This is a genomic window from Sphingomonas sp. AP28, from assembly GCF_056680455.1.
Map to the genome: position 1 here is coordinate 3,442,505 of NZ_CM155283.1, position 19,889 is coordinate 3,462,393.

The 19,889-nt window shown below is 65.4% G+C and carries 16 protein-coding genes; 7 read left to right on the forward strand and 9 right to left on the reverse strand.

All coding sequences use genetic code 11. The annotated features are described in order from the left end of the window. Window positions 1-88 precede the first annotated feature (88 nt). Window positions 89-4,243, reverse strand: a complete 4,155-nt coding sequence (rpoB, locus tag AC1MH0_RS15815; protein WP_480963546.1) for a DNA-directed RNA polymerase subunit beta — start codon at window positions 4,241-4,243, stop codon at window positions 89-91. A gap of 379 nt (window positions 4,244-4,622) precedes the next feature. Here rpoB and AC1MH0_RS15820 point away from each other — a divergent pair, with 379 nt between their 5' ends. Next, window positions 4,623-5,105: a hemerythrin domain-containing protein gene (locus tag AC1MH0_RS15820; protein ID WP_480963547.1), complete on the forward strand. Its 483-nt coding sequence runs from the start codon at window positions 4,623-4,625 to the stop codon at window positions 5,103-5,105. 207 nt (window positions 5,106-5,312) lie between these two features. Here the strand turns inward: AC1MH0_RS15820 and AC1MH0_RS15825 are convergent, their stop codons facing one another. Further along, window positions 5,313-6,077 (reverse strand): M15 family metallopeptidase, encoded by a 765-nt coding sequence (locus AC1MH0_RS15825; protein ID WP_480963548.1) that lies wholly within the window; start codon window positions 6,075-6,077, stop codon window positions 5,313-5,315. A 30-nt stretch (window positions 6,078-6,107) separates the two neighbouring features. Between AC1MH0_RS15825 and AC1MH0_RS15830 the strand changes: the two genes are divergently transcribed. The 4 genes from AC1MH0_RS15830 to AC1MH0_RS15845 all read left to right on the forward strand — a co-directional run bounded on the left by AC1MH0_RS15830 (window position 6,108) and on the right by AC1MH0_RS15845 (window position 9,259). Further along, entirely contained in the window at window positions 6,108-6,824 is a 717-nt protein-coding gene (locus tag AC1MH0_RS15830; RefSeq protein ID WP_480963549.1) for an RluA family pseudouridine synthase, read from the forward strand. A gap of 21 nt (window positions 6,825-6,845) precedes the next feature. Continuing rightward, complete coding sequence (arfB, locus tag AC1MH0_RS15835; RefSeq protein ID WP_056051376.1) at window positions 6,846-7,271, forward strand: alternative ribosome rescue aminoacyl-tRNA hydrolase ArfB; 426 nt, start codon at window positions 6,846-6,848, stop codon at window positions 7,269-7,271. A gap of 272 nt (window positions 7,272-7,543) precedes the next feature. Then, window positions 7,544-8,026 carry a GAF domain-containing protein gene (locus AC1MH0_RS15840; RefSeq protein WP_480963550.1) on the forward strand — a complete coding sequence of 161 codons (483 nt, stop codon included), beginning with the start codon at window positions 7,544-7,546 and terminating at the stop codon, window positions 8,024-8,026. Between the two features lie 126 nt (window positions 8,027-8,152). Continuing rightward, complete coding sequence (locus tag AC1MH0_RS15845; RefSeq protein WP_480963551.1) at window positions 8,153-9,259, forward strand: RcnB family protein; 1,107 nt, start codon at window positions 8,153-8,155, stop codon at window positions 9,257-9,259. Window position 9,260: 1 nt separating this feature from the next. On the opposite strand, the gene AC1MH0_RS15850 is transcribed toward AC1MH0_RS15845, so the two are convergent. The 5 genes from AC1MH0_RS15850 to AC1MH0_RS15870 form a co-directional block, all read right to left on the reverse strand. Next, window positions 9,261-10,685: a hypothetical protein gene (locus AC1MH0_RS15850; RefSeq protein WP_480963552.1), complete on the reverse strand. Its 1,425-nt coding sequence runs from the start codon at window positions 10,683-10,685 to the stop codon at window positions 9,261-9,263. A gap of 530 nt (window positions 10,686-11,215) precedes the next feature. After that, window positions 11,216-12,610 (reverse strand): dihydrolipoyl dehydrogenase, encoded by a 1,395-nt coding sequence (gene lpdA, locus AC1MH0_RS15855; protein ID WP_056051366.1) that lies wholly within the window; start codon window positions 12,608-12,610, stop codon window positions 11,216-11,218. 16 nt (window positions 12,611-12,626) lie between these two features. Continuing rightward, entirely contained in the window at window positions 12,627-12,968 is a 342-nt protein-coding gene (locus AC1MH0_RS15860) for an acyl-CoA thioesterase (RefSeq protein ID WP_056487075.1), read from the reverse strand. Window positions 12,969-13,012: 44 nt separating this feature from the next. Then, entirely contained in the window at window positions 13,013-13,252 is a 240-nt protein-coding gene (locus AC1MH0_RS15865) for a hypothetical protein (protein WP_480963553.1), read from the reverse strand. A 1-nt stretch (window position 13,253) separates the two neighbouring features. Beyond that, window positions 13,254-14,606, reverse strand: coding sequence for a pyruvate dehydrogenase complex dihydrolipoamide acetyltransferase (locus AC1MH0_RS15870; RefSeq protein ID WP_480963554.1), 1,353 nt, complete (start codon window positions 14,604-14,606; stop codon window positions 13,254-13,256). Window positions 14,607-14,741: 135 nt separating this feature from the next. On the opposite strand from AC1MH0_RS15870, the gene AC1MH0_RS15875 reads away from it, so the two are divergent. Continuing rightward, window positions 14,742-15,197: a universal stress protein gene (locus tag AC1MH0_RS15875; protein WP_480963555.1), complete on the forward strand. Its 456-nt coding sequence runs from the start codon at window positions 14,742-14,744 to the stop codon at window positions 15,195-15,197. 12 nt (window positions 15,198-15,209) lie between these two features. Here AC1MH0_RS15875 and AC1MH0_RS15880 read toward each other — a convergent pair whose 3' ends face one another. Further along, the gene (locus AC1MH0_RS15880; RefSeq protein ID WP_480963556.1) at window positions 15,210-15,881 is read right to left on the reverse strand and encodes a PAS domain-containing protein; all 672 of its coding nucleotides are present in this window, start codon (window positions 15,879-15,881) and stop codon (window positions 15,210-15,212) included. A 168-nt stretch (window positions 15,882-16,049) separates the two neighbouring features. Between AC1MH0_RS15880 and AC1MH0_RS15885 the strand changes: the two genes are divergently transcribed. Beyond that, window positions 16,050-17,339: a M28 family metallopeptidase gene (locus AC1MH0_RS15885; protein WP_480963557.1), complete on the forward strand. Its 1,290-nt coding sequence runs from the start codon at window positions 16,050-16,052 to the stop codon at window positions 17,337-17,339. Window positions 17,340-17,407: 68 nt separating this feature from the next. Here AC1MH0_RS15885 and AC1MH0_RS15890 read toward each other — a convergent pair whose 3' ends face one another. Next, on the reverse strand, window positions 17,408-19,780 hold the full coding sequence (locus AC1MH0_RS15890) for a putative bifunctional diguanylate cyclase/phosphodiesterase (RefSeq protein WP_480963558.1): 2,373 nt from the start codon (window positions 19,778-19,780) through the stop codon (window positions 17,408-17,410). Window positions 19,781-19,889: the final 109 nt, after the last annotated feature.

Here is a 19,889-nt window from a genome sequence, read left to right on the forward strand (position 1 = left end):
GGCGCCCGGCATCGACGTCGCGCTTCAATGCCGGCCGGGAGCCCACCCCTCGGTCCCCTCCCGCGAGCGGGAGGGGAGGGCAAAGGAACTACTCCGCCGCGATCTGGATGCCGTCGCTGTCGAAGCCGGGCTCCGACTGCTTCAGGTCCACATTCAGGCCGAGCGAGCGCATTTCCTTGACGAGAACGTTGAAGCTCTCCGGGATGCCGGCCTCGAACGTGTCGTCGCCCTTGACGATCGCCTCGTAGACCTTGGTGCGTCCGACCACGTCGTCCGACTTCACCGTCAGCATTTCCTGCAAGGTATACGCCGCGCCGTAGGCCTGGAGTGCCCAGACCTCCATCTCGCCGAAGCGCTGCCCACCGAACTGCGCCTTACCACCCAGCGGCTGCTGCGTGACCAGCGAGTACGGCCCGATCGACCGTGCGTGGATCTTGTCGTCGACCAGATGGTGGAGCTTCAGCATGTAGATGTAGCCCACCGTCACCTTGCGATCGAACTGATCGCCGGTGCGGCCGTCGAACAGGTCCGACTGACCCGACGTGTCGAGGCCCGCCAGCGCCAGCATCGCCGAGACGTCGGCTTCGCGGGCACCATCGAACACCGGCGTCGCCATCGGCACGCCGCCCTTCAGGTTCTTGGCGAGCTCGACGATCTCGTCCCCCGTGCGGGCGTCGATCTCGGCGTGATACTGCTCGCCGTACACCGTCTTGAGGCGATCGCGGACCGCCTCGGGCATCGCACCCGGCTTGGCGTCCGGATTCTCTTCACGCCACGTCTCGAGAGCCGCGGTGATCGACTGGCCCAGGCCACGTGCGGCCCAGCCCAGATGCGTCTCGAAGATCTGCCCGACGTTCATGCGCGACGGCACGCCCAGCGGGTTGAGGACGATATCGACCGGCGTACCGTCGGCGAGGAACGGCATGTCCTCGGCCGGCAGGATGCGGCTGATGACGCCCTTGTTGCCGTGACGGCCGGCCATCTTGTCGCCCGGCTGCAGCTTGCGCTTCACCGCGACGAACACCTTGACCATCTTCAGCACGCCCGGCGACAGCTCGTCACCGCGCTCCAGCTTCTCGCGACGATCGTGGAACTTGTCCGTGATCAGCTTGGCGGCATCGTCATACTGGATCTTGACCGCTTCCAGATCGCTCTGGACCTTGTCGTCGGCGACCGCGAACTTCCACCACTCGTGGCGGTCGACGCTGTCGAGCAGATCCATGTCGATCACGACGCCCTTCTTGACGCCCTTCGGCGCCGAGGTGGCGGTCTGATCGAGCAGCATTTCGCGAAGACGCGACCAGGTCGCACGGTTCAGGATCGAACGCTCGTCGTCCGAATCCTTCTTCAGGCGCTCGATCTCCTCGCGCTCGATCGCCATCGCGCGCTCGTCCTTGTCGATGCCGTGACGGTTGAAGACGCGAACGTCGACGACCGTACCCGACACGCCCGGCGGCAGGCGAAGCGACGTATCGCGCACGTCGCTGGCCTTCTCGCCGAAGATCGCACGAAGAAGCTTCTCCTCCGGCGTCATCGGCGATTCACCCTTCGGCGTGATCTTGCCGGCGAGGATATCGCCCGGCTCGACCTCTGCACCGATGTAGACGATGCCCGCCTCGTCGAGGTTGCGAAGTGCTTCCTCGCCGACGTTCGGGATGTCGCGCGTGATGTCCTCAGGCCCGAGCTTCGTGTCGCGAGCCATCACCTCGAACTCGTCGATATGGATCGACGTGAACACGTCGTCCTTCACGATCCGCTCGGAGATCAGGATCGAATCCTCGTAGTTGTAACCGTTCCACGGCATGAACGCGACGAGGCTGTTGCGACCCAGCGCCAGCTCGCCGAACTCGGTCGACGGACCGTCGGCGAGCACGTCGCCGGCACGAACCGCATCGCCCACCTTCACCAGCGGACGCTGGTTGATGCAGGTCGACTGGTTCGAGCGCTGGAACTTCATCAGCGTATAGATGTCGACGCCCGACTTGCCGGCATCGATCTCGCCGGTCGCCCGGATCACGATACGCGCCGCGTCGACCTGGTCGACGATGCCCGCACGCTTGGCCGAGATCGCGGCGCCGGAGTCACGTGCCACGGTCTCTTCCATGCCGGTGCCGACGAACGGCGCCTCGGCCTGGACGAGCGGCACGGCCTGACGCTGCATGTTCGAGCCCATCAGCGCGCGGTTGGCGTCATCGTTTTCCAGGAACGGAATGAGCGATGCGGCGACCGAGACGAGCTGCTTGGGGCTGACGTCCATCAACGTGATGTTGTCGGGCAGCGCCATCAGGAATTCGCCAGCCTGACGCGACGACACCAGCTCCTCGACGAAGCCGTTCGACGAATCGAGCTCGGCGTTGGCCTGCGCGATCGTGTGCTTGGCCTCTTCCATCGCCGACAGGTACACGACGTCGTCGGTGACCTTGTGGTCGACGACCTTGCGGTACGGAGTCTCAATGAAGCCGTACTTGTTCACCCGCGAGAAGCTGGCGAGCGAGTTGATCAGACCGATGTTCGGGCCTTCCGGCGTCTCGATCGGGCAGATGCGGCCGTAATGCGTCGGATGAACGTCGCGGACTTCGAAGCCGGCGCGCTCACGCGTCAGACCACCTGGTCCAAGTGCCGACACGCGACGCTTGTGGGTGACTTCCGACAGCGGGTTGGTCTGATCCATGAACTGCGACAGCTGTGACGAGCCGAAGAATTCGCGGACCGCTGCAACCGCAGGCTTCGCGTTGATCAGGTCGTTCGGCATGACGGTCGAGACGTCGACCGACGACATGCGCTCCTTCACGGCGCGCTCCATGCGGAGCAGACCGACGCGGTACTGGTTTTCGAGCAACTCGCCGACCGAACGGACACGACGGTTACCGAGGTTGTCGATATCGTCGATTTCGCCCTTGCCGTCCTTGAGGTTCACGAGAGTCTTGATGACCTCGAGAATGTCCTTGGTGCGCAGCGTCGTCACGGTGTCCTCGACGTCAAGGTCGAGACGCATGTTGAGCTTCACGCGACCGACGGCCGACAGGTCGTAGCGATCCGGATCGAAGAACAGACCCGAGAACAGCGCCTCGGCCGTCTCCAGCGTCGGCGGCTCGCCGGGACGCATCACGCGGTAGATGTCGCTGAGGGCCTGCTCGCGCTCCTCGGCCTTGTCGACCTTGAGCGTGTTGCGGATCCACGGACCCGTCGCGACGTGATCGATGTCGAGCAGGTCGAGACGCTCGATGCCTGCCTGGTCGAGCAGTTCGAGGTTCTCGGCGGTCACTTCGTCACCGGCTTCGATGTAGATGCGGCCGGTCGACTCGTCGATCAGGTCGTACGCCGAATAGCGGCCGAAGATTTCCTCGGTCGGGATCAGCAGGTCGGTGAGACCGTCCTTGAATGCCTTGTTCGCAGCGCGCGGGCTGATCTTCTGGCCGTTCGGGAACACGACTTCGCCGGTCTTCGCATCGACGATGTCGAACATCGGCTTCTGGCCACGCCAGTTCTCGACCTGGAACGGAACGATCCAGCCACCCTGGCCGCGGACGAACGTCACGCGGTTGTAGAAATAGTTGAGGATCTCTTCCGACGTCATGCCGAGCGCATAGAGCAGCGCCGTGACGGGCAGCTTGCGCTTGCGATCGATGCGGACGTTGACGATGTCCTTCGCGTCGAACTCGAAATCGAGCCACGAACCGCGATACGGGATCACGCGCGCCGCGAACAGATACTTGCCCGATGCGTGCGTCTTGCCGCGATCGTGATCGAACAGGACGCCCGGCGAACGGTGCATCTGGCTGACGATGACGCGCTCGGTGCCATTGATGAAGAACGTGCCGTTCTCGGTCATGAGCGGCATGTCGCCCATGTACACGTCCTGCTCCTTGATATCGATGACCGACTTGGCCTCGGTATCGGGATCGACCTCGAACGCGGTCAGGCGCAGCGTGACGCGCATCGGCGCAGCGTAGGTGATCCCGCGCTGGCGGCATTCCTCGACGTCGAACTTCGGCGGCTCAAGGACGTAATCGTCGAAATCGAGATAGGCGGTGCCGGCGAAATCCTGGATCGGGAAGACGCTGCGCAGCGTCTTCTCGAGACCCGAGACGTGGCCGATCGACTTGTCGGAGCGCAGGAACTGCTCGTAGCTCTCGCGCTGGACTTCGATCAGGTTCGGCATCTGCACGACTTCGTGGATGTTGCCGAAAACCTTGCGGATACGGCGCTTTGCAGTGCCGTGTTCGATCGCCTTGGAAGCCATAGGTTTTGTTTCGCCCTATAAAAACTGACGGATCAGTCGTAATTTCGTGCTTGGGAACCCCCAAGCGGGACGCACGTTCACGCAAAAAGGCCGCGCGCATCAGGTGCGGCGGCTCTCAGCGTATGAAACCTCGGTATCCAATACGATCGACACGCTGCGCGACGGCATGTCATTTCCCGGATGCTGTGGTGAGATGCGGATATAGGCGCGCCGTGGCGTCATGTCAAAGGGCGGCTGAAAAACGGTCGTTTCAACACGGTCGCACTGTCTGAAATACTATAGCTACCAAGCTTCGTGCAACGGTATTTGCATCCATGACGAGGTGTAACGCGTAATTCTGAAGTTACCGGGTGACATTCGCAGGGGAGTAGGCGGCGTCATGAACGACAAGATCGAAGTGCGGACGGTATCCGACCAGGATCGCGCAAATTGGACTCGGCTGATCGATGATCACGCGAAGATCGCCGGGCAGTGTGCCGACCTGGTGAGTTTGGCGCGGCAATCGAAGACGCAGAGCGCGATTGCTTCGCGCAAGCTGATCGAGCTGGCGGTAACGGTCGCCGATCATCTCGGTGTCGAGGACGAGGTCATCGACCGCACCGTCGTCGCGATGGAGGCGCATTGCTCCGCCGATACGATCGCGATGATGGAAGAGGACCTCGACATCCTCCGCTCTGACTGGAAGGCGTTCATCGGTCGCTGGCTGCCGACGATCTCGCCGAAGGATTGGGCAGCGTTCGGGGTTCAGGCGGAGTCGATGCTCGATCGATTGTCGCATCAGGTGAAGTTGGAGACTGAGCTGCTGTACGATCATGCGCTGCGCGATGGCGTAGTGCGCCCTGGTGGGCTGGTACTGCACTGAGTGACGGCGGGGCGGCCAGTCGGATCATTGCTCCCAAACGCCTCCCCAAAGAGAGCTCCCACCCCGGCGGAGGCCGGGGCCCAGTTGGAAAGGTGGCAATAACGAAGCGTTGTCCATCGTCAGCACCGTTCCCCAACTGGGCCCCGGCCTCCGCCGGGGTGGTAGTGCTTTCTGGAATACGCAGCCCCGATCAAACTGGTCTTTCTTCTACCGCCGCTTCTTTTTCGACGGTACGACCACCACCGGCGCCACCGGCACCGGCGGTTGCACGGTAACTTTCACCACCAGCGGCAACACCCCCGGATCAGCCGGATACTCCAGCCGCGCCCGCGCGAACACGAACCGAGCCTTCGCCGCCCCAAGCGCACTCTCGCTCGCCCCAACCCACCGCCAATGCCACGGCTCCCACTTCACATGCTGCTTGTTTCCGCCGGGAAAGCTCTGCTCGAACCCGAACCGCGGCGCGTTCAGTCGCAGCCAGCGCGCGGCAGGGGTGGCGGCCATGCACGCCTCCGCATCCGGACACCCGTTCGCCGGACGCACGGCGAAGTCCAAGGCATAGCCGGTCGAATGCTCGCTATACCCCGGCGGCGCGACCGAGATCGCGCGGTCGGCCGGACTGCTCGTCTCGCCGCGACAGAAGACGCTGCGCTGGCGCGCGATCGACCGCTGGCACGACAAGGCGCGGAGCTGGCCCATTACCGACGGGTCACCCTGCGCCGCCGCGAACAGCCGCAACAGGTCGGGCAATATGTCGGCGCGCACCCCGCACGGATTGCCGACCGAATACTCCGACGGCAGCGTCACAAGCTCGCTCTCAGGCGCGTCGCCGTACGGCAAATGCCCGAACGCGCGGCCATCGGACGCGATCGCTGCGCTCTGTCCCTCGCACAATTGTGCTTCCGCAATCGTGGGGGCGAACAGGAGCGCGAGGGCCAGCGTGCGGTGCAACATCGATGCTGGCTCTGGCACGCAGGCGCTAATGATGGCAAGGGCGGCGGCATGCATGGTGAACGCGTACTCTTCCTCGACGGCGAGGCCCTGGTGATCGACAAGCCCGCAGGGCTGCCGGTCGATCCGCCCCGCGACGGCTCGCTGAGCCTCGAAAATCATCTCGAAAGCCTGAAGTTCGGCTTCCAGCGCTGGCCCAAGGCGGTGCACCGGCTCGACCGCGACACGAGCGGCTGCCTGCTCCTGTCGCGCAACCCAAAGGCACACGCCCGGTTGCAACAGGCGTTCGAGCAGGGCCTCGTCTCGAAGCGCTACGTCGCGCTGCTCGACGGCGTCGTCGAGGGCACGTCCGGCCTGATCGAGATGGCGCTCGGCAAGGTCAGCACGGCCGAGACCGGCTGGCGCATGGTCGAGGACCCCGACGGCAAGAAGTCGCGCACTAAGTGGCGCGTGCTCGAGATCAGGGACGGCCGCTCGCTGGTCGAGTTCCTGCCCGAGACCGGCCGCACGCACCAGATCCGCGTCCACGCCGCGAGCGGCCTCGGTGCGCCGGTGGTCGGCGACGGCGTGTACGGCAAGGCGGACGGGCTCGGCATGATGCTCCATGCGCAGCGGCTGATCGTCCCGCGCCCCGGCAAGCCCGACGTGCTCGCCGAAGCGCCGTTGCCCGACCGGTTCGCCAAGGCCGGGTTCGCCGACGAGGCTGCTCAGGTTGCCAATGCTGCATCGGTTGCCGAAGTTACGACGCCCGACTCCACCGACGACTGATCGGGCTGAGGGCAGGGGCTGATGGTCGCGATCCCGATCACCCGATCGATCTCGATCGACGACAGCGAACTGATCGAGAGCACGACGCGCTCGGGCGGTCCCGGCGGTCAGCACGTCAACACCACCGACAGCGCGGTGATCCTGCGCTTCGACGTCGGCCTCTCGCCCGGCCTGCCGCTGGCGGTGAAGAACCGCATCGCCGTGCTCGCCGGATCGCGCCTCACGCGAGACGGCGTACTGGTGCTGCGCAGCGAGGGCTCACGCTCGCAACTGCTCAACCGCCAGGAAGTCCGCGAACGCCTCGTCGCGATGATCAAGGAGGCGACGATCGTTCCGAAAGCGCGCCGCGCGACCAAGCCGTCCAAGGCGGCCAAGGCACGGCGGGTCGATACGAAGAAGGTGCGCAGCGGGGTCAAGGCGGGGCGGGGCAAGGTCCGCGACGACTGAGCGGGCCATGCCTATGAGCGTCTCGCTAACGTCCGTCGGCCAGCCTAGTGCACGACCTCGCAATCCTCCCCCGCCAGGGGGGGGTGGCTGGCGCTAGCCAGACGGAGGGGGAGGCCCGCGATGTCGGATGTTCCGTGTCCTCCCCCTCCGTCGCCTGCGGCGCCACCTCCCCCTGGCGGGGGAGGATCGCCACATTGCCGCTGCGTCACCCCAGCTTTTGCTGGGTGACGGATTTGGGGGAGCGTTAGCTGCCTCTCAATCAAGGAAGACAGATGTACCAGTTCGATATCTCCGCCGGCACCAAGGCCGATCTCTATCGCGACCTGCTCGCCGCGCTCGACGCTCTAACGACGGACGAGACCGATCCGATCGCCAACATGGCGAATGCGGCGGCGCTGGTCTGGGAGTATCTCCCCGACCTTAACTGGGCGGGTTTCTACCGGCTGGTCGAAGGCGAACTCGTGCTTGGGCCGTTCCAGGGCAAGGTCGCCTGCATCCGTATCCCCGTCGGCAAAGGTGTCTGTGGTGCCGCCGCCGCGACGCTGACGACGCAACTGGTAGAGGACGTTCACGCGTTCCCGGGCCACATCGCCTGCGACGCAGCAAGTCGCTCCGAACTGGTAGTGCCGGTGATGAGGGACGGAACGCTGATAGCGGTGCTAGACCTCGACAGCCCCGAACTCGCGCGGTTCGATGCGGAGGACGCGACCGGCTGCGAGGCGCTCGCGGCGTTGCTCGGTCGGCGTCTAGGCTAACCCCTGTCCGACGCGCCCCGTTTCGGGACAGCACGTCGTCTGGCGACTCCACCGTGCCCTTGGTAAGCAACGCCCTGAGATATCCGGCGTTTGCGCTGGATCGGGTGGCCAACCAGGGAGACGGGTATGCGGAGGCTATTGATCGCGAGCGCGGGGCTAGTGCTGGCAGGCGGCACGGCGGATGCACAGCGGCCGAGTCCCGGCGCGAGCTACCCGGCTCCCGACGCCGCGATGCAGGCGCCGATGGCCCGCCCGAACCGTCCGGGTCCGCTCGCCGCGCAGATGCCCGTCGTCCAGGCTCCGACGCGACCGGCCCGCGCCCCGCGCACGTCGCGCTGGGGCAGCAAGATCGGCGGGCGCTGGTGGGGTGGTGCGAACGCTCCCGGCGGCTGGGCCGGGTATCGCCGGCCGCACCGCGGTTGGGCGGTGCCGAGCTATTGGAACGCGCCAAGGTTCTACGTCGCCGACTGGTCGGACTACCGTCTCGCGCAGCCGCCTCAGGGGTATCACTGGGCCCGTTATTACGACGATGCGGTGCTGATCGACTCGCGTGGTTCGGTCTACGACACTGCCAGCGATATCGACTGGGATCGCGCCGACGGTGGCGGCTACGCGTCGATCAGCCCGCGCGACTATGCTGCGAACGACACGGTCTATGCGGGCCCCGACGACCGTGGATACGTCGCGCCGTATGAGGATCGCCCCGCCCCCCGTCGCGATACCGGCGTGGGTGGTGCTGCGATCGGTGCCGTCGCCGGCGGCGTCGCAGGCAACGTCATCGCCGGTCGCGGCAATCGCCTCGGCGGGACGTTGATCGGTGCAGGCGTCGGCGCAGCGGCCGGCTACGCGATCGACAAGACCGAAGACCGCGGTGGCCTCGCACCGCCGTTGCCACCGAAACCGCGGCCTGTTTCGGGATACGGCGCCGGCTATGCTCCACCGCCCGCCTACGCAGCCGACTATTCATCGCCGGCCTATGCCAACGACTATTCGCCACCACCGCCGGCCAATGCTGTCGGGTATCGTCAGCCCCGCGCGTATACCGTGCCACCGGGTGGCACCTGGACCTCCCCCGACGGCGTGACGACGGTAACCACGACCAGCGGCAGCGCGTATTCAGCCGGGTCGACGACCGTGCTCGTTCAGTCCGTCCCGGTGACGACCACTACGACGACCACCGAATATTACGACGCGGCGCCCTATCCGCGGAGGAAACTGCGCCGCCGGCGGTAATTCAGCCGAGCATGCCGGCATAGGTTTGCGGCGGTTGGGGGAGCAGCACGCGCGCCGCGACCCCGCCGCCGACGACCAGGACGAGCGCACTCGCCCCCGCCATGACGATCCGGGGCGGCGGTAACCGATCGGCCAGCAGGACGGTCGCGACCGCGGTCGCGATCATCGGCCACAGGTGATAGCGTAGGTCCGACGCGATGCTCAGGGCCGCGAAGCTCGCCTCGAGCGCAAGCGCGGACACGAGCAACGCGGTGGCAAGATCGCGTACCGGATTGCGGGGGCGCGACAGGCTCGCGACCAGCGCGGTGATCGCGACGACGATCCAGACGATCGGCCAGCCAAACGGCGTCTCGACGATCACCGCAGTCAGCGCCTCCCAAGTGCGAGCGGGCGAGCCCGGGGCGCCGAGCCCGAGCGTATTGGGCTCGGACGCGGCGGGCGGCGCTGCGCTCGGCCAATGGAAGGGGACCAGCCAGCGATCGGTCGAGTTCAGATGCGCGAGGCGGTGCCCGGCATAGGCGATCGGATGATGCAGCGCCGCCGACGCCAGCGTGACGTAGAGCGTCGCGGTCGGCAGCGTGCGCAACCGCGCCACCGTCGTCCCGCAATGCGCGTCGTCGCCGAGCGGATCCCAGAAGAACGGCGTGGCACAACGCCGCGCGATTACCGTTGCTGTCTCTCCGCGGGTGAGGCCGATAGTGTCGCTGTCGTGCGCCCGGGCGGCGATGCCGGCGATGTCGTAAAGCGCCTGTGTCGACTCGACCCCGCTGTGCTGGGCACGAAGCATCTTGTGATTCACGACCGGCGCTACGCCGAGGACGACGACCACGGCAATGAGGCCGACCAAAAGCTTGGCGAGCAGGTGCTTGGGACGCGGCGCGAGCGTCACGAGCAGTGGGACGACGATGAACACCGCGTTGGCGCGGACCAGCACGGCGTAGGCGAGCAGCAGCGCCACCGGGATCCACATCGCGCCGGGAAGCGGACGCCGCGCGAGCCGCCACCAACCGATAATCCCGACGGCTGCGAGCAGTGCACCGACGAGTTGTGCGTCCTTGAGCACCACGCCTTGCCAGCCGAGGAAGGGGGGAAGCACCCCGATCGCGAGGATCGCGACGGCACCGCGAGACCGCCCGGCCCGGGCCAGCGTAGCTGCGATCAACCCGAGGCCTAGCCAATAGGTGACGAGTTGCAGAACCAGCATCGGCGTAGCGCCGGGCCCGAACGATGCGAGCAAGGCCCAAACGCGCGCCATCGCGGGCGGGTGCCAGTCGTCGTAGACCCCCGACAGGACCTGGCGGTATTGTGCGACGGTGTCGTACATCGCCGTGCCCGGCCAGAAGAGCGCCAGCGAGGTGATGCATAGCGCGGTCGCGGCGATGGCGATGTGGCGCTGGGTGAGACGGGTAGCAGGTTCGATCGACATTCGCTGGTCCCGCACCGATGACTTCTCGACCGCGCGACCCCTCCGACGGGATCTGCGCGGTCTGATCGCGCTTTCGGGGGCACCGACACAGCGGTCAAGACCGATAGGGCCGAAACGGGATAGTTTGCCCGGTGCGATCGGTCGGTCGGGTCGCGGGATGGCTGAACATCGTGATTTAGGAAGGGGGCGCGCAATTACTTTTTCGCCCTTTCGTCACGGTTGGGATCGAGGACATTCGCCGTGTTCCGGAAGCGCGCCACAACCTGAGACCGCTCCGGCATCCCTGCCTGCGCCAATCGCCACGTGTAGCCGAGACTTAAAGGTTCTCAGCCGACGGCCGCTAGAACTGGTCCGGCTCGACTTTTCCCGTTTCATCAATAGGGCGGCATAGCCCGCTCCTCCCCCGCTAGGGGGAGGTGGCGCCGAAGGTGACGGAGGGGGAGGACACGGAACCCGCGTTTCGCATTGCTCCCCCTCCGTCTGGCAAGAGCCAGCCACCTCCCCCTTGTGGGGAGGATTAAGCAGTAGGATCAGTAATGGATCGCGCGACCGTACGCGGCGAGCACGCTCTCGTGCATCATCTCGGACAGTGTCGGATGTGCGAACACCGTCTCCATCAGTTCGGCTTCCGTCGTCTCGAGCTGGCGCGCGACGACATAGCCCTGGATCAGCTCGGTCACTTCCGCGCCCACCATGTGCGCACCGAGCAGTTCGCCCGTCTTCGCGTCGAACACCGTCTTCACGAAGCCCTCAGCCTCACCCAGCGCGATCGCCTTGCCGTTGCCGATGAAGGGGAACTTGCCGACCTTCAGCTCGTAGCCGGCTTCCTTGGCCTTCGCCTCGGTCATGCCGACCGACGCGACTTGCGGGCGAGAATAGGTGCAGCCGGGGATGTTGGCCTTGTCCATCTGGTGCGGCGAACCGCCGGCGATCTTCTCGACCGCGATGATGCCCTCATGGCTCGCCTTGTGCGCGAGCCACGGCGCGCCGGTGACGTCGCCGATCGCCCAGATGCCGTCGACATTGGTGCGGCCATAGCCGTCGGTCTTGATGTGCCCGCGGTCGGTTTCGACGCCGAGCGCCTCCAGCCCAATATTCTCGGTGTTGGGGACGATGCCGATCGCGATGATCGCGTGGCTGAAGGTCTCTTCCGAAACCTTGCCGTCCTTCGCCTTGATCTTGGCCGTGACGCCGTTCGCCGAGGGCGCGAGACCCTCAAGACCGGTCTGGGTCAGCAGCTTTATGCCCTGCTTGGTAAGCGCCTTGTCCATGAACGCGGACACTTCCTCGTCCTCGACCGGCAGGATGCGCGGGAGCATCTCGACGATCGTCACGTCGGCGCCCATGTCGTTGTAGAAGCTGGCGAACTCGACGCCGATCGCGCCCGAGCCGATGACCAGCAGCTTGGTCGGCATCTCGGTGGGCACCATCGCGTGACGATAGGTCCAGATCCGCTCGCCGTCAGCCTTGGCGAACGGCAGGTCGCGCGCGCGCGCGCCGGTCGCGACGATGATGTTCTTGGCTTCGAGTTCGACGGTCTTGTCGCCCTGCTTGACGCTGAGCTTGCCCTTGGCCGTGACGGTGCCGACACCTTCGACGACGGTCACCTTGTTCTTCTTCATCAAGCCCTTGACGCCCGCGTTCAGCTGGCCCGCAACTTTGCGCGAGCGGTCGACGATCTTGGCGAGGTCGAACCCGACATTGTCCGCCTTGAGGCCGTAGCTCTCGGCGTTCTGCATGTAGTGATAGATTTCCGAGGTGCGGAGCAGCGCCTTGGTCGGGATGCAGCCCCAGTTGAGGCAGATGCCGCCTAGGCGCTCGCGCTCGACGATCGCGACCTTCAGGCCGAGTTGCGACGCGCGGATCGCGGCGACGTAGCCGCCGGGGCCGGAGCCGAGGATGACGAGATCATAGGTATCAGCCACGGTAAGTCCTTCGATTTCAGTTGGTTTCGGGCGGCACGGGCCGCGGTTTGCGATCGTCGCCGACCGCCACGAAGATAAAGCGCGCCTGGGTCACCTTGCAGCTGTCGTTGCTGTGGCGGGCGCGGCGCCACGCCTCGACCTCGATCGTCATTGAGGTGCGGCCGACCGCGATCAGTTCGGCGTAGACGGATACTTCGTCACCAACGACCACCGGCATGTGGAATTTCATCGCGTCCGCCGCAATCGTGACGGCACGGCCGCCGCTACGCCGCGAGGCGACCGAACCGGCGGCCAAATCCATCTGGCCCATCAGCCAGCCGCCGAAGATGTCGCCATACGGGTTGGCATCGGCGGGCATCGCGGTGACGCGGATCGTCGGGGCCTTGTTGGGGGGCAGGTCGGTCACGCTTCACTCCTGCGGGTCGTTCGGTCGAGACGGCGGGCGCGGCGCAATGGCCCCACGCCCATCAGCACGGTCGCGACCATCGCTGCGGCCCCGCAAGACCAGATCACGTCCTGCCCAAGCGGGTAGGACCATGCCGCCGCCCAGGTCATCGCCACTGCCGCCACGAGCCCGCCGAGGATGTGCAGGATCTCGATGGTGGTGCCCGAAAGCGACCGGAACGACGACACCAGGTCCATCTCAGGCGAGCATGCCCAGCGGGCTCTCGACGAGGTGCTTGAACGCCTTCATGAACTGCGCGCCGTCGGCACCATCGATCGCGCGGTGATCGAAGCTGCCGGTGGCCGACATGACCGTCGCGACCGCCAGTTCGTCACCGATCACGACCGGGCGCTTCTCGCCCGCGCCGACCGCGAGGATCATCGCCTGCGGAGGATTGATGACCGCATCGAACTGCGTGATGCCGAACATGCCCATGTTGCTGATCGAGGCGGTGCCGCCCTGGTATTCCTCGGGCTTGAGCTTGCCGTCGCGAGCGCGGGCGGCAAGGTCCTTCATCTGCGTCGAGATCGACGACAGCGAGGCGGTGTCCGCGCCGACGATGATCGGCGTGATCAGCCCCGACGGCGTGCTCACCGCGACCGAGATGTCGGCGCGCTGGAAGGTGATCAGTTGGTCGGGCGTGAACATCACGTTGCAGGTCGGGACCTGCATCAGCGCGACGGCCTGCGCCTTGATCAGCAGGTCGTTGACCGACAGCTTCACGCCACGCGATTCGAGGCTCTTGTTCAGGTCACCGCGCAGCTTGAGCAGCGCGTCGAGGCGGACGTTCACGGTCAGATAGATGTGCGGAACGGTCTGCTTCGACTCGGTCAGGCGACGCGCGATCGTCTTCCGCACGTTGCTGAGCTTGGTCGCCTCGTGCGGGATATCCGGCACGGTCGCAGGCTTCGCGGCAGGCGCTGGAGCCGCGGCGGCGGTCGGCGCAGCAGCTTCGGTCTTCGCAGCAGCGGGGGCAGCACCCGGCTTCGCGCTCTCGACGTCGGCTTTGACGATACGACCTTTCGGCCCCGAACCCGACACGGCGCCGAGATCGATACCCTTGTCGGCGGCGAGGCGGCGCGCGAGCGGACTGGCCTTCACGCGGTCACCGCTGGCGGCGGGCGTCGCCGCGCCAGCGTCGTCGGGACGGCCATGATCCTCGGCCGACGCCTCGGTCCGCTCGACCGGCTTGGCCTCGGTCCCGGTCTTGTTCGGGTCCGTCGGATCGGGCTTGGCTTCTGATTCCTTCGCGGCCGGTTCGGGCGTCTCGCTCTTGGTCGGCACGGACGAGACCGAAGACGCGTCCTCGCCCTCTTCGGCGATGATCGCGATGACGGTGCCGACCTTCACGTTGTCGGTACCCTCGGCGACGAGGATCTTTACCACGGTGCCTTCGTCGACGGCTTCGAATTCCATCGTCGCCTTGTCGGTCTCAATTTCAGCCATCAGGTCGCCGGATTTCACGACGTCGCCCTCCTTGATCAACCATTTGGCGAGGGTACCCTCCTCCATGGTCGGGGACAGCGCAGGCATCTTGATCTCGATCGACATGGATTTCCCCAGGGCGTGACGTAACGGCATGCCTACTCGCGCCCTCGTCCGCTCGGGTCAACCCCGTCGGCACAAGAGCGCAGTCTTGCGTCGTGCCATGCTTCGGCCCAATTACGCATGACAACGGGGGCGAAAATGCGCATTTATCTGGTGGTTATCGACGACAGTGCCGAAGCCGGCATCGCCCTGCGCTTTGCCGCGCGTCGGGCAGTAAAGACCGGCGGCGGCGTCGAGATACTGGCGGTGATCCCGCCGCAGGAATTCATCGCGTTCGGCGGTGTCCAGGCGACGATCGAAGAAGAGGCCCGGCTGCACGCCGAGGGGCTGGTCGCAGGTGCTGCTGGAACGTTGCTGGAGGAATCGGGTCTGCGTCCGTCGATCACCGTCCGCGAAGGCGAGGCCGCTAAGATCATCCGCGAGATGATTGCCGCAAACCCCGATATTGCCGCGCTGGTGCTGGGCGCCGCCGCAACCGGTGCTCCGGGCAAACTGATTGCGCATTTCGCGGGCACGGACGCAGGGGCGCTGCCTGTGCCGGTAATGATCATCCCCGGATCGCTGACTCGAGAGTCGATCGACCGGCTCAGTTGATGGCGGCAAGCGTCAGTTGACGGCCATCGCCGGCTGGGTAGCGAGCAAACGCTCGACGCTCTGGATGCCTGTCTGGGTCAGCTGCAGTGCGTCGCGATCTGTATCCGGCGGTTCGATCAGAGATTTTGCCTGCAACACGCGGATCCACCGACCTAGCGTCGCCCGCGACAGGCGTAACTGGTCGGCAACCATGTCGATGCTGGCGATCCGGCTTTCGGCCTCGGCGACGTAAACGATCAGCAACGCGGTCCAGGCATGATCGGCGAACAGGTCCGAGCCGAGCACGGTGTCGCGAGCACGGATGACACTCAGCAAGTCCTTGGCTCGGCGCCAAAGATGATGCGGCATGCCATCGCCACCGATATGCTCTGCCAGGGTAGGTGCCGTGCACAACGTGCCGATAAGTCTGCCCGACTGGCCGTTGCCGAGCCGCGAAACCTGGACTTCCAGCGTGATGATATCGCCGCCGCCGCCGATATAGCGCTTCCGGATGCGAGCTGAGTTACCATTGGGTTGCAATGCGGCAACATGGCTCAGGTTACGCGCGACGTCGTCGGGGTGCGTGATCGACAGATAGGACAGGCCTACAAGCTGTTTCTGCGTGCGTTGCAGCACCGTAGCGACCGGTTCGTCTATCGCCAGGATTACGCCGTCGCCGTCCGAAACAGAATGGCCAATGATCATCTTAGGTCCTCGCACTCTCGATCATGTAATAGTGGTTGGCTTAAAAAGTCTCAAACATTTGATCGGTTCATTTTGGATAACATCTTGTCGGCACACAAAATTGCCCGCTGGGAACGATTGTGACGCTCCCCTCTTGAGCGCGGCGCGAGATCAGGCCACGATCCGCTCATGCCTATTTTCGCCGTCCCGCTGCTTCTTGCCGCCGCCGCCCCTTATCCTGCTCCGTCCGCGGTTCGCCTGAAGGCGGACGTGACCACGATGGTCGGCTTCGGTACGCGCCATACCGCATCGATCACAACCGACCCGAAACGCGGTATCGGTGCCGCCCGGAACTGGGCCGCTAGCCGCTTCCAGGAGATCGCCGCGACGTGTGGCGGATGCATCACCGTCGATCGCATCTCGCGCCGCTTTACCGGACCACGCGCACCGACCGGCGTGGTGGTCGAGGATGTGCTCGGCATCCAGAAGGGGCGCGATTCGAATCGCGTCGTAATCGTCGGCGCGCATATCGACAGTCGCGTGACGGACGTGATGAACGTCACGTCCGACGCACCGGGTGCCAACGACAATGCCTCTGGCGTCGCGCTGGTGCTTGAGGCGGCGCGGCTGTTGTCGCAACGCCAGTTCGACGCGACGATCGTCTACGCGGTATTCTCGGGCGAGGAACAAGGCTTGTGGGGCGCCGAACTGCTTGCGGACACCGCGAAGGCGCGCGGCTGGCAGGTGTCGGCGATGCTGAACAACGATATCGTCGGCAACACGATCGGGCAGGGCGGCGTGCGTGTCGCGGACAAGGTCCGGGTGTTTTCGGAAGGTATCCGCGCATCGGAGGATTTGGTGGCGCAACAGGGTCGTCGCGCTGAAGGTGGCGAGGATGATGGCCCCAGCCGTGCGCTCGCCAAGGCGATCGACGGCATCGCCACGGGCATTCCCGGCGGTCTTGACGTCATGATCGATCGCCGGCCGGACCGGTTCGGTCGTGGCGGCGATCACGAGCCGTTCCTGAAACTCGGCTATCCCGCGGTACGATTCTCGGTCGCGGCGGAGAATTGGGATCGCCAGCACCAAGACCTGCGCACCGAAAAAGGCGTGGTCTACGGTGACACGGTCGAAGGCATGGACTTCCCGTATCTCGCGAAGGTCACCGCGATCAACGTCGCGACGCTATCGCGTATCGCCAGCGCACCCTCGGCGCCTGAAGACGTGTCGATCGCCGGCGCACTGTCGCGCGACACGACGGTGAAGTGGACTGCGGTGCCGGGTGCGGCCGGGTACCGCGTGCGGTGGCGCCGCAACGATGCGCAGGCTTGGTCGGAGGCCCGCGATGTCACGGGAACCGAGACGGTCCTGGTACAGGTGCCGGTCGACGACAATTTCGTCGGTGTTGCCGCGCTGTCCGCTACCGGTGCGGAAAGTCTTGTGAGTTTTGCGGGGCGAGACCGCCGACCGACCCGGTAACGTCGCCCGCGCCGGCTGCTCCATACGACGGCTGGGCAGTCCCGTATCGGCGGTCGTGGCAGAAAGATCTACGCGGCGGCCGATGCTCGCCAATGACCGGTGGCAAGCGCGCGCGCATGTTCGACGGGCATTGGCCGGCCGAAATAGAAGCCCTGGACGTTGGTAAACCCGAATGCCTGCGCCATACGGTGCTCGTCTTCGGTTTCTACGCCCTCGGCGGTCGTGCCGATGTCCAGGCTCTTGGCGAGGGCGATTACTGCGTGGACGATTGCAACCGCCTCCCGGCTACCGGCGGCGGCGTCGCGGACGAAGCTACGGTCGATCTTGATCGACGAAAAATGCGTGCGACTGAGATAGCCCAGCGACGAATGACCGACGCCGAAGTCGTCGAGACTCAGTCTGACACCAAGATCGAGCAGGCGCTCGAGCACCTTGGTTGCGCCGAGCGCCTCTGTCAGGAACACGCTCTCGGTAACCTCGACCTCGAGGCGATCCGCGGCCAGGCCGCTGTTCGCCAGCGCCGACGTGACTGTCGTCACGAAGTTGGGGTTCTGCAACTGGCCGACGGAAACATTAACCGCGACACGGATGTCGGACGGCCATTTCGCCGCTTCCTCGCACGCGGTGCGCAACGCCCAGGCCCCGATCGGCGCGATCAGGCGCGCGTCCTCGGCAAGCGGAATGAACTTTTCGGGAGGGATGCTCCCGAATCGTGGGCTGGTCCAGCGCAGCAGCGCCTCGAACGCGACGGGCGTTACGCCGCGGGTATCGACGACAGGCTGATACTCCAGGTGCATCTCGCCATTCTCGAGCGCCGTTCGCAGCGCCATCTCGAGAATTCGCCGCTCCTCCGCCTTCACATGAAGCTCAGGCTCATAGGTGCGATACACGCCGCGGCCGGCGTCCTTGGCGCGGTAAAGCGCAAGATCGGCGGAGCGGACAAGCATTTCCGCGGTACGGCCGTCGCGGGGGCCGATCGCGATGCCGACGCTGGCGCCGATATACAGCGTGTGGGCGTCGATATCATAGGGTTGCGACAGCGTTTCGATGATCCGCCGTGCAAGATCCTCGATCGCGCCAGCGTCGCTCGCGTCGCACACGATGACCGCGAACTCGTCACCGCCAAGACGCCCGCACAGGCTGCCGTCCGCCATGAGGTCGTTGAGTCGCTCGGATACTCGCTCGAGCAATCGGTCGCCGATCGGATGACCGAGCGTGTCGTTGACCGCCTTGAACCGATCGAGGTCGAGCATCATGAACGCGTAGCGGCCACCCCATCCTTCGGTCTCGGCCATCGTCTTAACGAGCGTTTCGTTGATCATGAGTCGGTTGGGCAAGCCGGTGAGGACGTCGAAGCGGGCCATGCGGTTAATCCGGTCCTCCGAGGCACGGATCTCGGTAACGTCCGAGGTCACCCCGCGAAATCCGAAGAACGCGCCATCGTCGCCGAATCGGGGCGACGCGGCGATCTGCCACCATCGTTTCTCGCCGTCGACGATCACGGGTATGCACACGTCCCGGAAGCTGTCGCGGCGGCGCAACTTCTCGGCGAGCGTGCGCAGTTCTGGCGCGAACTCGCCGCTTTCCCAGCTTGCGCCCGCAAGAAGTTGGAGCAACGGGATGCCGTCGATCTCGCCGGGATCGAGCCCGCACGCGACCGCGAACCGCGACGATGCGCGGACGATGCGACGCATGGCGTCGGTTTCCCATAGCCAGTCGGCGTCCGTATCCTCGAATTCGCGCAGGAGCAGGCTGACGGTCTCGTCGCGCTCGTTCAGCGTGATCTCGTTGGCGCGGATCAGAACTAGCGCGCGGGCGCGGCTGACGCAGCCTGCCATCAACAATAGCGTGAAGCCGAGGATACCGAATGCGGCGGAGGTCGTGCCGGCGATCAGCAGCTGGATGACCATCGACGCGCCGAGATATCCGAGGAAAATCAACGTCGCGAGCGTCAATGGCGCCATCGCGAACGCCGCGGCCGTCATCAGGAGGGTGAGCGTGATACCGAGCCCGGCGGTCGTGCCCGACGGCACGTGCGTACAGAACAGGATCGGTACGCAGGACCAACCGAGGCCGAGCGCCAGCCCCTCCCACCCGGTTCGGCGCAAGTCGTGGAGGCTGGCCTGGCTTGCGCCTTTGTCGTGGACGGCGAGGCGCCGGAACCCGACCGCCACGGCGATCGCGACCAGCAGCGCCGACCATGTGGCGATCTGCCATGCGGGGACGGCATCGCGGACCAGGAACCCGGTCGCGAGTACCGCGGCGATGTTTGCCGAGAGCAGGACCAGTGCCATCTTGCGCCCTGCGAACAACTGCGCGGCGCGGATGCGGCTCCATTCGACATGATCCCGCCCGCCGCCGCGAATCCCCAGCAACCTGGGGATATCGACGGTCACGCGGCGCGACGGAAAAGGCGATGCACGGCTCACGGCGTCGGTCATACGTCAGCTTGGTTAGCAGATGGTTCGTGTCGGCCGCGATGAGTGTAATTAAGTTCGGTTTGGGGCCAACGCGTGGGATCGCGCATCCCCCTGGCACAGTTTCGCGCGC